A 14,260-nucleotide genomic window follows, 5' to 3' on the forward strand; every position below is an offset into this window, starting at 1 on the left:
AAGGTTTTGAAAGACCGAAAAACAAAACTATCGAAAGTAGCTGTAGTCTTCTCTTCAATTGTTCATCGCGTAGGTTTTTCCTCCTCCTGACCCATCCCGACTATTGCGTGATCGGATTGTCGTGCTCGTCGATCAGCGGCACGTTGTAACCCAGCAGAAGCTTGGTGATCTCCGCCTGGTTTTCCCTGATCACCCGGTTGAGCGTCCGTTTCCATTCCTGGTCGGACGGACGTACGCCCATGGTGATGCGATAAGACATGCGCGAGCCGGTTTTTTCCTTCAGCAGCGGAACAATGGTGACGTCGGCTCCGAGTTCCCTGGCATAGTAACCCGCCATCGGCCCCCACAGGACCGCCGCGTCGATCTTGCCGGCGAGCATGTCCTTGATCATGACCTCCCCCATGGAAGGGGTGACGCGCGTATCCACCGCCAGCGGGTAGATCTTGGCGGTCCGCAGAAGCTTGTTGGCGGCCATGTTGGCGGTTGGCGGCGTGCTTTCGACGACGCCGATTCTCTTGCCGGAAAGTTTCGGGTCTTCGATCGTCTCGATGCCTTCCATGCCGTTGCCTTTGGGGTATACGAGCACATAGGCGGACCGATAGTAGGCGTTGGTGTTCTGCACCAGTTCATCGCCTTGGGCGTAGCCCATGATGATGTCGCATCGATTGGCCCCCAGCGTGTTGCGCACAAAGCCGATGACAGTGGGAAACCACGTGTAAGCGACTGATTTCCGCCCCGTCTTCTTGGCAACCAGTTCAGCCAGCTTGTTTTCGAAGCCTTGGCCGTTCTTGTCGGTAAAGGGCATGTTCGAGGGATCGGCGCAGACGCGCAGAATGTCGGGATCGACCAGTTCGCCCGCAGCGCCAAGCCCGGCATTTTGCGCCAGAACATTCGACGGCAGCAAGGCGAGCGCGCCGAGGATCGGCAGAACGACGCGCAGCTTCGATGCAGTGCAGCCGGTCATATCATCCACCCATGCAGGATGCTTCGGCATCCTTGGCTGCCTGAGCCTTGTTTTCGTGCTTGGGCGGCCTGCCGCGGGGTGCCGCGCCATCGGCGCGCGCGCGCAGATAGACGTAGAGATCGTCAAGGTAACAATAGACGTTCTTGTTGTCGCCAAAGGCAGGCATGACGTTTTCCTTGCCGCCGCCGACATTCTTGCGGCCCTCGGCGACGATCGACAGGAACGTGGCGTAATCCAGGGTTTTCAGACTATTGACCAAGGCAGGCGCATAGCTCGAACCTGTTGCGTCCTGTCCGTGACAGACATGGCAATCGGAGTGATACCGACGGTACCCGCTGAACGTGTACCAATCGACGGTTCCGTTTTCGATCTTGTAGGTCGGATTTCCGTCCGCATCTAAATATTTGCCCCCTTCTTGCTTCACCGCCTTGGCTTTTTCCATGCTGTCTTCGGCCCGTACCAGACTTGAGCTGGCCAGAGGCAGCAGGACCAGGGCGAGAGCGGAAACTGCAATGCGAACGATCATTCAGACTCTTCCTTCATTTGCCAGGGACACTGGCTGCCGTCGTGCTCGGCATTAATCGGTGTTGGGTGGGCGCGCAATCGAGAGCCCGGTTCCCGGCTTCGGGTGACCCGGGCTCTCGTTTTCGAACCTAGTCGTAAGGCTCTTCCCGGTTATCAGTCCGGGAGGCCGAAGACGGTGAGCTGGCCGCCCAGCGTCGTATAGTCGGCAAGTGCCGCGTAACCGCCGACGGCACCCAGACCAGCGGTTCCAACGACCGCGGTCTCGTCGCCCTGCGCACGGCCCTGATCGACGGCGCCATGCCAGGCAGCGGCGTTATCGGGCGAAAGCAGCCCCCCTGCCAGACCGATACCCGCCCATCCACCGACGCCGGACAGAACGGCGACGTACTGCTTGCCGTCATGCTCGTAGGTCGTGATGTTGCCGATGATGCCGGACGGGGTCTTGAACTTGTAAAGTTCCTTGCCGTCCTTATCGACCGCCTTGATGTAGCCTTCGAGGGTACCGTAGAAGACGACGTCGCCATCTGTCGCCAATGCGCCCGACCACACCGAGAACTGCTCGGGCTTCGACCAGACGATCTCACCCTTGGCTGCATCCCAGGCAATGAAGTTGCCCATGTTACCGTCACCGCCAGGCGCCGCATACATCGACACGGTGGCGCCCACATAGGGCTGACCGGCGGTGTAGCTCACTTTGTAAGGCTCATAGTCCATGCAGACATGGTTGGTCGGCACGTAGAACAACCCGGTCTTCGGCGAGTAGGCCGCCGGCTGCTGGTCCTTGGTTCCAAGCGCGGCCGGGCAGATACCGGTCGAGTTGGTGTCTTCGCCGTTCTGCTGGGTCGAATACTTGGCGACGACCTGCGGGCGGCCATACTGGTCGCTCTTGGGATCCATGTTGACTTCCGTCGCCCAGTTCACTGCCGGGTCGTATTTCTTGGCGACGAGAAGTTCGCCGGTGGCTCGATCCATTGTGTAGGCAAAGCCGTTGCGGTCGAAATGCACCAGCACGTCGTGCTTGGCGCCGTTGACCTCCATGCCATCGACGAGAATCATCTCGTTGATGCCGTCATAGTCCCACTCATCATGCGGGGTCATTTGGTAGAGCCATTTGGCAACACCGGTATCCGCATCGCGAGCCATGATTGTCATGGACCAGCGATTGTCGCCTGGGCGCTGGACCGGGTTCCACGTCGAGGGATTGCCGGTGCCGTAATAGACCAGGTTCAGCTTGGGATCATAGGAATACCATCCCCATGTCGTGCCGCCGCCCGTCTTCCACTGTTCGCCTTCCCAGGTGTTCGTGCCGGAATCCTTTCCGACAGGCTTGCCGAGATGGGTCGTCTTCTCGGGATCGAGAAGGGTGTCTGCATCAGGACCTTCCGAATAGGCTTTCCAGGCGAGCTTGCCGTCTTTCAGATTGTAGGCGGCCAGCCAGCCGCGAACACCGAATTCAGCACCGGAGACGCCCACGAGCACCTTGTCCTTGATGACTACGGGTGCCGACGTGCCGGATTCGCCCTTTCCGCCGTCGGTCTGGTCTCCGTTCTTGACAGACCAGACGACCTTGCCGGTCTTGGCATCGAGCGCGACGACGGTGGTGTCGGCCTGGTTGAGAATGATCTTGCCGTCGCCATAGGCAACACCGCGATTGACCGTGTCGCAGCACATGATCGGAATGACGTTCGTGTCCTGCTTGGGCTCGTATTTCCACAGGATCTTGCCGTCATTCTTGAGGTCCAGAGCATAGACGTTGTTTGGGAAAGGCGTGTGGACATACATCACGTCGCCGATGACCAGCGGCCCGCCTTCGTGACCGCGCAGCACGCCGGTGGAAAAGCTCCATTTGACCTGCAGGTTCTTCACATTGTCGGCAGTGATCTGGTTGAGTTTGGAATAGCGGGTGTTGGCGTAGTCACCCGTCTGCATCGCCCAGTTCTTCGCATCCGATGCGAGCTTTGCAAGGTCTTCATTGGCCGAAGCCGTATAGGCAGCGCCGAGCGATAAAAACGCCGCGGTCGTCAGAATGTAGGTAGTTTTCGCAAGTACACGCATCCAAAATCCTCCCGGGTTCGCAGTGAAGAATCGACCGTCAAGCCCCACAAGGGCTTGCCCAAGCAATTCATGTTGGGAAGTTATTTTCCGGCAGCTGTCACGACCTACCCCGAAGCAGAGGGCACCGTTACCGCCCGCCCCCCTTGGTCTTCGAAAGACTGCCGCCGCTCCCTGATGACGGTGGCGCTCTTGAAGCCGGAAACAGGAAAAAGCTATGTCATCGTAAAAGGCCAGGCAAGCAAAAACCTACAATGGGTCGCTGCGCTGCAATATCGATATGGTGCGATGCAATATTTAGAAACAATTAAAATAAGCGCCGCGTGAAAAAACTAATAAGAGGATGACCGCCAGCCGCGATATATATAGCAAACATATTGTTCGCGTATTCTCGAGGTGATACCCATTTGACTTTATTTCGATATATTCTGCGGGGCACCTCCGAGTAAGTATGCGTGCTTATCGCTCGTTGCCGATAGTGAGCGAAGCATGAAATGAACGCGTGAAGGAGGGTGCGCAGCGGGTCATGAAGCTGGCTCTTGTCGGCCGATAGGGCATTCCTCCTTTGGTCCTATACGCAGGCCATGGGAGCTTGACTGGCTTTGCGGCACGTCGCCAATTGGAGCGATGATCCCGTCTGGATGCATGGTGTCCAGGCCAACTGGAGGTTCCTCATGATAAGGTCTGTTGGATCTCTCACCTTGCCGGTGGCCTTTGCGGCGACGCTGGCTTTTGCGAACTTGGCCAACGCCGCGGGAGACTACCCGACGGCAACGATTGCCGACTACGTGCTCGGCTGCATGCAAACAAATGGCCAGACACATCAGGCGCTTGAAAGCTGTTCCTGCTCGATCGATGTTATCGCCTCGATCCTTCCTTACGATCACTATGAGAGGGCGGAGACCTTCAAAAGCATGTCGTTGACGACAGGGGAGGCCGCAGGGTTGTTTCGCGAAAGCGCGCCAGCGAAGGCGGCGCGCACGGAACTGAAACGCGCGCAGGCTGAAGCCGACGTACGTTGCTTTTAATCAGGCGAAACAGGCGCGCGTGGGGGTGCCTCACAGTCTCGCCGTTTCTATTGGCCATTGGCTGCGAAATACCTTCCAATCCGCATTCGAGCCGTAAGGCGATCAGGCCACACCCGGAAATTTTTGCTGGAATGACCGTAAAAGGTCGCTCATCACCTGTGGATTGCGATGTTGTCGCGGCAAGCCTACGTCGAACATGCCGAGCACGTGGGCTGGGCGCTGCGCAAGCACGATGATGCGGTCCGACAGCACCAGTGCCTCGCGCAGATTGTGCGTGACCATCAAGGCGGTCGTAGGCCGCGCCGACCACACGGTCAAAAGCAATTGCCGAAGCCGCTCGGCGGTCTGTTCGTCGAGGGAGGCAAAGGGTTCGTCCAGGAAAAGCACCGCCGGTTCGGTGGCGAAAGCCCTGGCAAGCGCTGCCCTGCGCGCAAGGCCGAGCGAAAGCTCCGCCGGATAGAGCGAGCGCATGCCGGCGAGGCCGAGAGTGTCAAACAGCTCGTCGAGACTCTTCGCTCTTAGGCTTTTCGGCAGCGCCAGCCTGACATTCTGCTCCACCGTCCGCCATGGCAGCAAAGTCGGCTCCTGGAACACGGCGGCGATGCGGTTCGAGCCGCCTTGCGGCAGTTGGAAAGAGCCGGAAAAGTCTTTGTCCAGTCCAAGCAGGATGCGCAACGTCGTGGTCTTGCCGCAGCCCGACGGCCCAAACAGGCAAGCGAATTCGCCCGGCCGGACCTCGAAGGACAGACCCTGAAGCGCCGTGATCGACACGCCTTGCGCGGACCTGAAGGTCTTTTCAGCGATGTCGACCCTAAGCGGGACGGCGGCGCCAACGGGTTGCATGTCGTTCAATGGGCTGCACCAGGAGAAGTTCGATGACAAGCATCACCGCCACGAAAGCCAGCGTGTAGGCAAGAATGGCGGCGACGTCGAAGAGCTGGAAATAAAGATAGATCTGGAAACCGACGCCATTGGAGCGGCCGAGCAGTTCGACCACCAGGACGATCTTCCATATGAGGGCGATGCCGGACCGCGAGGCCGCGGCAAAATAGGGCTGCAGTTGCGGCAGCAGGACATGGCGGATGCGCTCGAGTGGGGCGAAGCGGTAGACGGCGGCCATTTCGGCATAACGCGGATCAAACGCCCTGGCGCCTTCGCGCATCGTCACCACGACATTCGGGATCTTGTTCACGGCAACTGCGCCAATCGCCGCCACCTCGTTGAGGCCGAACCAGATATAGGCGAGCACGATGACCACCAGCGCGGGAATGTTGAGAAACAGGACCACCCACGGACTGAAGAACCGGTCCGCACCGCGGTAGCTGCCGAGGATGACGCCGATGACCGAGCCGATAATCATTGCGACGACGTACGCCGCAGCAACCCGTCCGAGCGTCGCGCCAAGATGATAAAAAAGGTCACCGCTCGCCGCTTCCCTGAGCAGTACCTGACAGACCTGCCCTGGTGGGGGGAAAGCACGGCTTTGCCACAGATGGGCCGCGAGGCTCCACAGCAGGCAAAGCCCCAGCAGGGAAACCGTTACCGTCAGCGCCGGCGTCAGCGGCGTCGCAAAGCCGGATCGACCCGACTTGTCTTCCGTTGCGGTCATTTCGCGAGTTCCGGCCAGAACGTGCCGGGCGCCATCTCGGGCGCCCTCCCAACCAGCTTCTCGCCGCCTATCGCGGCCAGCACGTGATAGAGTTTGCCCGCATCGGCCGCTTCTTCGCCGATCGGCCGTCTCGGGATGCCCTGGCGATAGCGGTCGCGCAGTTTTTCCAACTCCTTGCCTTTTGCGCGAATGAGTGGCGCCAGGCGCAGCCATTCATCATCGGATCTGGCCAGCAAGTCCTTGGCCTGCATGGATGCCTTGACGAAGCCCCGGACGGCATCCGGATTGTCGTTCGCCCATTGGTCGTGGAAGACGTAGCCGAGCGCCGACACGGGGCCCGAGGCACCAAGCGCTTTCGCCGCGTCATCCGCGCCGATCAACCGACGAAAGCCGTTGGCCTCGAGCCGGGCGCAGAAATGCCAGAAATTGAGTACGGCATCGAGTTCGCCTTGCATCGCCTTTTCAGAAATCAGCGGCGGCGCGCCAAAGACGACCTCACAGGCTGTCGGCAGGTCGAGGCCGTGCTCGCGTCTGGCCAGCGCCTGGACCAGTAGCCAGCTCTTGTCGAGCGGGCCGCCGGCGACACCGATTTTCTTTCCCTTGAGGTCGGCGAGCGTCCGGATCGGCGATTCCTCCTTCACCATGATTGCCCCCACGGCGGTCGAATAAGGGGCCAATGTAAGGTCGCCGCCCTCGGAGCGCTGGCGCGAGACCCACAGCCAGTCGGTCACGATCATGTCGATCGCGCCGGCCAGCAGCGCGACGTTGGTCGCATCCTCCCCGGCGAAGTAGACAATCTCCAGATCGATCCTGTTGGCCTCGTCGAGCTTGTGGCGTTTCAGCGTATCGAGTTCCCAGCTCACGGTGCCGAACTTCAGGACACCAATTCGGACCTTAGCGGCCGCAAAGACGGCAACCGGCTTTGAGGCGAGGATGGCCCCCAGAGCCGCCAAGCGCAGCGTCGTACGCCGCGAAATCATCATGGCGTCTCCTCTTTCAGGGCCGTCGACGAACCAGGAATGTCGATCAAATCGCTCGTTCCTTGCTCGGAACGGCACATTTCCAGCGCACGACCTTGAGACTCGGATGTTCCTGAGACCATTTTGCGATCTCGGCGGGCGCCAGGAACATGCATTGGAACAGAGAGCCGCGGCTCTCGAAATAGAGATGTTCATCTCGGCAATTGCCCGGATTGGCGCTAAGGCACACCGTTAATATGAGATCGACCATGTCCATTTGGCACTTATCATCGCCTGCGCGGCGAACTCTCCAGAGTTCGTGCTTTGGAGTTGCGCGGATTCCTGAAGGTGCCCAAACAGCAAACCGGTTGGAGTGAGGCTACGCGTTCGGCCAACAGGCGTCAATGATGTGGACCGCGTGTCGCTACACACTTCCCGTCGCGCAGTCGGGAAACGAAACAGGACCTTTGTACGATTGACTTCCTTCATCGGCAGTCTAGCTTTTCGAGGCGTGCAGGTGCTGCCAGCCCGGGGAGGAAGGACGAATAGTTCGCTCTCCCGCTTTAAAACGAATGCCGGCGATCAAGGCATCGACACGCGTAAAGTGTCCCGGGCACTCACACGATCAATGAGGAAATGCCATGCGCGCAGTCGCATTTTTCGCCGCCGTGTCCGTCGCCACCTTTGTCACTACCCAGTCTCAGGCACAGGATGCCGCGGCGGGTGAGAAGGTCTTCGCCAAATGCAAGGTCTGCCACGTCGCAGACAAGGACCAGAACAAGGTCGGTCCGTCCTTGAACGGCGTTATCGGCCGGACGGCCGGGACGCATCCGGGGTTCAGCTATTCCAAGGCCATGACCGAGGCCGGCAAGTCCGGCGTCAAATGGGATGAGGCCACGCTGACGACCTACCTTCGCGATCCCAGGGCGATGGTCAAAGGAACCAAGATGGCGTTTGTCGGCCTCAAGAAAGACGAGGACATCGCCAACGTCATTGCTTATCTGAAACAATTCTCCAAATAACGAGGTACCGCCGGCCGTTGGACTGCGCTCGGCCGGCGTTGGCTGGGCTGCGCTTGGGGTCACGCAGCGTCTTGCAGCCTCTGCATCGCGGAGGGCAGATCGAACAGGCTGTCGCAAACGAGGTCGGCGCCAAGCTCTTCAACGGGAATTTGGCTGTATCCGCCACGCAGCAGAATGACTGCCATGCCGGCGGCGCGGGCGGCGGCCACGTCGGCGCTGCTGTCTCCGACCATCAGCGTGTCACGAGGTTCGACCTGAAGCAGGTCGAGCGCTAGCAACAGCGCGTCTGGCGCCGGTTTCAAGTATGTCACCGCGTCTCCGCCGATGATCGCGCCGAGATATTCCGTCAGCCGAAAATGCAGCAGGATTTCGCGAGCTGCCAGCTGCGGCTTGTTGGTCACCACGCCCAAGGCTATTCCGCTCAAATGCAAGTGCGTGAGAACCTCCCTGACGCCAGGCATCAGCCTCGTGCGGCCGGTCAGATGCCTGCGATAGATCGGCGCCATGACGCGGTTGGCCTCATCGAGCGCAGTGCCGAGGAGCGGCGTGCCGGAAGCCGCGAAGGCTCGGTCGACCAGTTTCCTGATGCCGCCGCCGATCATGGCCTTGACCTGATCCAGCCGCAGCGGCGGCAGATCGCGTCCGGCCAGCAATTCGTTGACGGCGGCCGCTATATCAGGCGCCGAATCGACCAGTGTGCCGTCGAGGTCGAACAGGATCGCCTTGGGCGAGCGAAACGGCCTGCCTGCGCCGACGTTCATGCAGCATCCTTCCACTTGATCGAACAGCCGATCGAAGCGATCTGGTCAAGCGGTCCGTCGCCGGTTCGGGCAACCTGCTTCATCGCCTCGAACAGGTCGCGCCTCAGCCCGGGCGATTCGGCGTCGCGTCGCGACGCGTCCAGCCGGCCGCGGTATTGCAGCGTCAACTCGCTGTTGAGCCCGAAGAAATCCGGGGTGCAAACGGCTCCGTAGGCACGCGCCACCGTCTGGTGCTCGTCATGGAGATAGGGGAAAGTGAGGCCGTTCGTCCTGGCAAAGAGCTTCATGTTGTCGAAGGAATCATCTGGATAGGCGTCGCTATCGTTGGAGTTGATCGCGACAAAGCCGATGCCTTCGGCCTTGAGGTCATTGGCGTCGCGCACCATGCGTGAAATCACCGCCTTCACATAGGGGCAGTGATTGCAGATGAAGGCCACCACCAAGCCGTTCGGGCCGGCGTGGCTTAAGATCGAATGCGATGTGCCGTCGACGCCGGGCAAAACGGCGTCGATGGCTCGCCAGCCGAAGTCGCAGACAGGTGGGATTGCCGCCAAGTTTTCCTCCGATGAAATGTTTGCCCTCCGATGAAACGGTTTACGCCGCTTTCCGGATCGCCCCGTCGGCCGCCTGCCTGATGGTGCCGATATTGGCGCGATAGGCCGCCTCGGTGCCGCCCTTAAAGATGGCCGAGCCGGCGACCAGCACATTGGCACCGGCCGCGGTGACAAGCGGAGCGGTTTCGGGCGTGACGCCGCCGTCGATCTCTATGTCGATCGGACGATGGCCGACCAGCGCCTTGACCCGCCTGACCTTGTCGACGACCGCCGCAATGAAGGCCTGGCCACCGAAGCCCGGATTGACCGTCATGAGAAGCACCAGATCGAGCCGGTCAAGTACATATTCGATGACGCTTTCCGGCGTTGACGGGTTTAGCGACACGCCTGCCTTCTTGCCGAGATTTCTGATTGCCTGCAGCGATCGGTCGAGATGCGGTCCGGCCTCGGCATGCACCGTAAGGATGTCGCAGCCGGCATCGGCGAAGGCGCCGAGATAGGCGTCGGCCGGCGCGATCATCAGGTGGCAATCGAAGACCTTGTCCGTTCGATTACGGATCGCCTTGACCACCGGCGGACCGAAGGTGATGTTGGGCACGAAATGGCCATCCATCACATCGAGATGGATCCAATCGGCACCCGCCCGGACGACCGCTTCGACCTCGTCGCCGAGCCGCGAGAAGTCCGCGGAAAGCACCGAGGGCGCGATGATTGTTTTGGTATCCATGGTCGTCGGCTCCCATTCTGTCGTCCGTTTCCGGTCGCTGCACACCAACCGCCGTCATCTTGTCAGCGCGCCTTCGTCTCCGGTTCGCCTTCGAGCTTACCTTCCGCGAACACGCGGCTGCCGCGAATATCGGATTCCTCGATGGTGATAAGATCGATTTTCGTCAACGCCCGGTCGCGCGATGCGAAAAGCCGGCTGGCCTGGCGAAGCCGCGCCCGGTCGAGGCTATTGCGAACGGAGCGGGCGTTGGAGAAATGCGGCAGCCGCATGCGGATCGGGAGATACTCTTCGAGCGCCTTGGCCGCCGCTTCGCTGAGACGGTAATTCTGTTCCGCCAGCATGATCTCGGCGATTGATTTGAGTTCGCTGACGCCGTAGTCCGGAAAATCGAGGTGATGGGCGATGCGCGAGCGCATGCCGGGATTGCTGTCGAAGAAGCGGTCCATCTTGTCCTTGTAGCCGGCAAGAATCACAACCAGATCGTCACGGTTGTTTTCCATGCATTGCAGCAGGATTTCGATCGATTCCTGGCCGTAGTCGCGTTCGTTCTCGGGCTTGTAGAGATAGTAGGCCTCGTCGATGAAAAGCACCCCGCCCATGGCGCGCTTGATCACTTCGCGGGTTTTGGGCGCGGTGTGGCCCACATACTGGCCGACGAGATCGTCGCGCGTCACCGCGACCATGTGCCCTTCGCGGACATAGCCAAGACGATGCAGGATTTCGGCCATTCTGAGCGCCACGGTGGTCTTTCCGGTACCGGGATTTCCCGTAAAGTTCATGTGCAGCGTTGGTGCGCCAGAGATCAGCCCGAACTTGCGGCGAAGGCGGTCGACCAGGAGCAGCGCAGCGATCTCGCGGATGCGGTTCTTGATGGGCTTCAGGCCGACGAGTTCGCGGTCGAGCTTGTCCATCACCTCGTCGATGTTGGACGCCTCGAACTCGGCCTGTAGATCAACCGATTCGCCCTGCGCGGCAGCGCTCTTTGCTATCGCGTCCAGCATGGTTCGCCTAGCTCCGTTCGCCTTCGGGCCTGTCGGTCGCATAAGGCACGATCGAATAGCCCTGACTGCGGCCGTCACGCTCTTGGCGCAGCAGCCGGAACCCGGGTTCATTGGATGGCCGGTTGACGATGAATGACATGCGCGGTGCTTCCCAGCCCTTGGTCGAATCGAAGGCGGTGACCCGGACATACATGTTGGGCATAGCTTTCCGGCAATTGTTGACTTCAAGCAGGATGCCCGCCGGGTCCCTCAGGTCGAACATCGGGTTGCCGTACATTTCCCAATAGGTGTTTCGCGGATGTGGATCGTCCGTGTACTCGACGCTGACCGCCCAGTGGTTTTTCAGTGCGTATTTGATCTGCGCCGAAATCTGCTCATCGGTTAGCTCGGGCAGGAACGAAAACTGTCCCTGCGTGACCTTGTTTCCGGGATTGGTCATCATGGCGACGGTTCCTTTCGTCTAGAAGCTCGGCGTTGCGGTTGGCACAAAGTCGGCCGTGTCGGTCGATTCGTAGTTGAAGGTGACGTCCTTCCACGTCTCCAGGGCCGCCTTGAGCGGCGTGCACCATCTGGCCGCCTGTTCGAGGATTTTGGTCCCTTCGCGCAGATAGTCGCGGCCCTCGTTGCGGGCGAGGATCATCGCCTCCAACGCGACGCGATTGGCCGTCGCGCCGGCCTGGATGCCGTCCGGATGGCCGATCGTGCCGCCGCCGAACTGCAGGATGACGTCCTCGCCGAGATAATGGATCAACTGGTGCATCTGGCCGGCATGGATGCCACCGGAGGCGACGGGCATCACCTTGTTGAGCGAGGCCCAGTCCTGATCGAAGAACAGCCCGGTTTCGAGGTTCTGCGGCGTGCGCTCCTCGCGCAGCGTGTCATAAAACCCCTTGATCATAAGCGGGTCGCCTTCCAGCTTGCCGACCACCGTGCCGGCATGGATGTGATCGACGCCGGCCATCCGCATCCATTTGCAGATGACGCGAAAATTCATGCCGTGGTTCTTCTGGCGCGAATAGGTCGAGTTGCCGGCCCGGTGCAGGTGCAGGATCATGTCGTTGCGGCGTGCCCACTTGGCCATCGACTGGATCGCCGTGTAGCCAATGACGAGGTCGATCATGACAATGCAGGAGCCAAGCTGTTTTGCAAACTCGGCGCGCTCGTACATCTCCTCCATCGTGCCGGCGGTGACGTTGAGATAATGGCCCTTGACTTCGCCGGTGGCGGCCGACGCCTTGTTCACAGCCTCCATGCAGTAGAGGAAGCGGTCGCGCCAATGCATGAAGGGCTGTGAGTTGATGTTCTCGTCGTCCTTGACGAAGTCGAGGCCACCCTTCAGCGCCTCGTAGACGACGCGGCCGTAGTTGCGGCCGGACAGGCCAAGCTTCGGCTTCGTCGTCGCGCCGAGCAGCGGCCGGCCGAACTTGTCGAGCCGCTCGCGTTCCACCACGATGCCGGTCGCCGGGCCCTGGAAGGTCTTGAGGTAAGCCACCGGGATGCGCATGTCCTCGAGCCGCAAGGCCTTGACGGCCTTGAAGCCGAACACGTTGCCGATGATCGATGCAGTCAGGTTGGCGATGGAGCCGGGCTCGAACAGGTCGAGATCGTAGGCGATATAGGCGAAGTATTGTTGCTCGATCCTGGTGCCTGGACCTGTGTTCGGCACCGGCTCGGATTTGAATGCCTTGGCGCGGTAGAGCTCGCAGGCGGTCAGCCTGTCGGTCCACACCACGGTCCATGTCGCGGTAGAGGATTCACCGGCGATGGCGGCGGCCGCCTCCTCGTGGTCGACGCCGGGCTGGGGCGTGATCCGAAACATCGCGATCAGGTCGGTCTCCTTGGGCCGGTAGTCCGGCTCCCAGTAGCCCATCTTCTTGTAGGGGATGACGCCCGACCTGTAGCGTTCCTTGCCTTCGTTGAGCGTGCCTGCTGAGGGCATGTCGATCTTGTTCATGGCAGGTCTCCTGGTTGCCGCTCAGGCGGCTTTCGCGGTTGCGATTTGGGGGTCGAGCTTTCCTGCGGCGTAACGTTTCGCCATTTCATCCATGGCGATCACCCTGATCTTCGACGCGTGGCCTGCGGTGCCGAAGCGTTCGAAGCGATTGCGGCAAAGGTCGCGCAGGGCGTCCATGGCGGGTTTCAGGAATTTACGCGGATCGAATTCGCGCGGGTCCTCCGTCGCAACGCGGCGGAACTGCCCGGCCATGGCCATTCGGCAATCGGTGTCGATGTTGACCTTGCGCACGCCGTAGCGGATGCCGCGCTCGATTTCCTCGACCGGGACGCCAAAGGTCTGGGGCATCTCGCCGCCATAGTTGTTGATGATGTCCTGCAGTTCCTGCGGCACGGAGGAAGACCCGTGCATGACCAGATGCGTGTTGGGCAGCTTTTCGTGAATCGCCTCGATCACCTGCATGGCCAGGATACCCCCGTCAGGCTTGCGGCTGAATTTATAGGCGCCGTGCGAGGTACCGCAGGCGATCGCCAGCGCGTCGACCCGGGTGGCGGTCACGAAGTCGACCGCCTGATCGGGATCGGTCAAAAGCTGGTCATGGGAAAGCGCACCTTCGGCGCCGTGCCCGTCCTCGGCCTCGCCCTGGCCGGTTTCCAGCGAGCCGAGCACGCCGAGCTCGCCTTCGACCGAAGCGCCGACCCAATGCGCCATGCGTGCGACACGTTCGGTGATGGCGACGTTGTAGTCGTAGCTCGCCGGCGTCTTGGCGTCCGCCATCAGCGATCCGTCCATCATCACCGAGGTGAAGCCGTGGCGGATCGCCGACAGGCAGGTGGCCTCGTTGTTGCCGTGATCCTGATGGATGCATAGCGGAACGGCCGGATGGATTTCGGTCAACGCCTCCATCATCTTGGCCAGCATGATGTCATTGGCATAGGAACGGGCGCCGCGCGAGGCCTGGATGATGACCGGCGCATCGCAGGCCCTGGCGGCCTCCATGATGGCGAGGCCCTGTTCCATGTTGTTGATGTTGAATGCCGGCACCCCGTAGCCGTGCTCGGCGGCATGGTCGAGAAGCTGGCGAAGGGTGATGCGGGCCATGGT

The 14,260-nt window shown here is 60.7% G+C and carries 17 protein-coding genes; 3 read left to right on the forward strand and 14 right to left on the reverse strand.

What is annotated here, in order from left to right:
* Nucleotides 1-100 precede the first annotated feature (100 nt).
* The 3 genes from NKJ20_RS13970 to NKJ20_RS13980 all read right to left on the reverse strand — a co-directional run bounded on the left by NKJ20_RS13970 (nucleotide 101) and on the right by NKJ20_RS13980 (nucleotide 3,418).
* On the reverse strand, nucleotides 101-964 hold the full coding sequence (locus NKJ20_RS13970) for a substrate-binding domain-containing protein (protein ID WP_352744686.1): 864 nt from the start codon (nucleotides 962-964) through the stop codon (nucleotides 101-103).
* A gap of 1 nt (nucleotide 965) precedes the next feature.
* Entirely contained in the window at nucleotides 966-1,490 is a 525-nt protein-coding gene (locus tag NKJ20_RS13975) for a c-type cytochrome, methanol metabolism-related (RefSeq protein WP_352744689.1), read from the reverse strand.
* A gap of 152 nt (nucleotides 1,491-1,642) precedes the next feature.
* The gene (locus NKJ20_RS13980; protein ID WP_502894471.1) at nucleotides 1,643-3,418 is read right to left on the reverse strand and encodes a methanol/ethanol family PQQ-dependent dehydrogenase; all 1,776 of its coding nucleotides are present in this window, start codon (nucleotides 3,416-3,418) and stop codon (nucleotides 1,643-1,645) included.
* 195 nt (nucleotides 3,419-3,613) lie between these two features.
* Between NKJ20_RS13980 and NKJ20_RS13985 the strand changes: the two genes are divergently transcribed.
* A complete protein-coding gene (locus tag NKJ20_RS13985; RefSeq protein WP_352744692.1) occupies nucleotides 3,614-3,868 on the forward strand; it encodes a hypothetical protein in 255 nt (84 codons plus the stop codon).
* A gap of 347 nt (nucleotides 3,869-4,215) precedes the next feature.
* Entirely contained in the window at nucleotides 4,216-4,569 is a 354-nt protein-coding gene (locus tag NKJ20_RS13990) for a hypothetical protein (RefSeq protein WP_352744744.1), read from the forward strand.
* A 102-nt stretch (nucleotides 4,570-4,671) separates the two neighbouring features.
* On the opposite strand, the gene NKJ20_RS13995 is transcribed toward NKJ20_RS13990, so the two are convergent.
* Genes NKJ20_RS13995 through NKJ20_RS14010 form a run of 4 tightly spaced genes read right to left on the reverse strand, consistent with a single transcriptional unit; the run spans nucleotide 4,672 to nucleotide 7,414 of the window.
* On the reverse strand, nucleotides 4,672-5,412 hold the full coding sequence (locus NKJ20_RS13995) for an ABC transporter ATP-binding protein (protein WP_352744746.1): 741 nt from the start codon (nucleotides 5,410-5,412) through the stop codon (nucleotides 4,672-4,674).
* On the reverse strand, nucleotides 5,381-6,178 hold the full coding sequence (locus NKJ20_RS14000) for an ABC transporter permease (protein ID WP_352744695.1): 798 nt from the start codon (nucleotides 6,176-6,178) through the stop codon (nucleotides 5,381-5,383). Before NKJ20_RS14000 ends, NKJ20_RS13995 begins: the two co-directional genes overlap by 32 nt.
* On the reverse strand, nucleotides 6,175-7,161 hold the full coding sequence (locus NKJ20_RS14005) for an ABC transporter substrate-binding protein (protein ID WP_352744698.1): 987 nt from the start codon (nucleotides 7,159-7,161) through the stop codon (nucleotides 6,175-6,177). The genes NKJ20_RS14000 and NKJ20_RS14005 overlap by 4 nt, the downstream gene beginning before the upstream one ends.
* A 43-nt stretch (nucleotides 7,162-7,204) precedes the next feature.
* Nucleotides 7,205-7,414 carry a hypothetical protein gene (locus tag NKJ20_RS14010; protein ID WP_023678830.1) on the reverse strand — a complete coding sequence of 70 codons (210 nt, stop codon included), beginning with the start codon at nucleotides 7,412-7,414 and terminating at the stop codon, nucleotides 7,205-7,207.
* A 364-nt stretch (nucleotides 7,415-7,778) separates the two neighbouring features.
* On the opposite strand from NKJ20_RS14010, the gene NKJ20_RS14015 reads away from it, so the two are divergent.
* The gene (locus NKJ20_RS14015) at nucleotides 7,779-8,159 is read left to right on the forward strand and encodes a c-type cytochrome (RefSeq protein ID WP_352503280.1); all 381 of its coding nucleotides are present in this window, start codon (nucleotides 7,779-7,781) and stop codon (nucleotides 8,157-8,159) included.
* Between the two features lie 59 nt (nucleotides 8,160-8,218).
* Here the strand turns inward: NKJ20_RS14015 and gph are convergent, their stop codons facing one another.
* The 7 genes from gph to fba all read right to left on the reverse strand — a co-directional run bounded on the left by gph (nucleotide 8,219) and on the right by fba (nucleotide 14,257).
* Entirely contained in the window at nucleotides 8,219-8,920 is a 702-nt protein-coding gene (gene gph, locus NKJ20_RS14020; protein ID WP_352744701.1) for a phosphoglycolate phosphatase, read from the reverse strand.
* Nucleotides 8,917-9,474 (reverse strand): thioredoxin family protein, encoded by a 558-nt coding sequence (locus NKJ20_RS14025; protein ID WP_352744703.1) that lies wholly within the window; start codon nucleotides 9,472-9,474, stop codon nucleotides 8,917-8,919. The genes gph and NKJ20_RS14025 overlap by 4 nt, the downstream gene beginning before the upstream one ends.
* Before the next feature lie 40 nt (nucleotides 9,475-9,514).
* On the reverse strand, nucleotides 9,515-10,201 hold the full coding sequence (gene rpe / locus NKJ20_RS14030; RefSeq protein WP_352744706.1) for a ribulose-phosphate 3-epimerase: 687 nt from the start codon (nucleotides 10,199-10,201) through the stop codon (nucleotides 9,515-9,517).
* 62 nt (nucleotides 10,202-10,263) lie between these two features.
* On the reverse strand, nucleotides 10,264-11,202 hold the full coding sequence (cbbX, locus tag NKJ20_RS14035; protein WP_023678834.1) for a CbbX protein: 939 nt from the start codon (nucleotides 11,200-11,202) through the stop codon (nucleotides 10,264-10,266).
* A 7-nt stretch (nucleotides 11,203-11,209) separates the two neighbouring features.
* A complete protein-coding gene (locus NKJ20_RS14040; RefSeq protein ID WP_352744708.1) occupies nucleotides 11,210-11,644 on the reverse strand; it encodes a ribulose bisphosphate carboxylase small subunit in 435 nt (144 codons plus the stop codon).
* 18 nt (nucleotides 11,645-11,662) lie between these two features.
* Entirely contained in the window at nucleotides 11,663-13,156 is a 1,494-nt protein-coding gene (locus NKJ20_RS14045; RefSeq protein WP_352744711.1) for a ribulose-bisphosphate carboxylase large subunit, read from the reverse strand.
* 21 nt (nucleotides 13,157-13,177) lie between these two features.
* Nucleotides 13,178-14,257, reverse strand: coding sequence for a class II fructose-bisphosphate aldolase (gene fba, locus NKJ20_RS14050; protein ID WP_352744712.1), 1,080 nt, complete (start codon nucleotides 14,255-14,257; stop codon nucleotides 13,178-13,180).
* Nucleotides 14,258-14,260: the final 3 nt, after the last annotated feature.

This window comes from Mesorhizobium sp. M0185 (assembly GCF_040322175.1).
Taxonomy (GTDB): domain Bacteria; phylum Pseudomonadota; class Alphaproteobacteria; order Rhizobiales; family Rhizobiaceae; genus Mesorhizobium.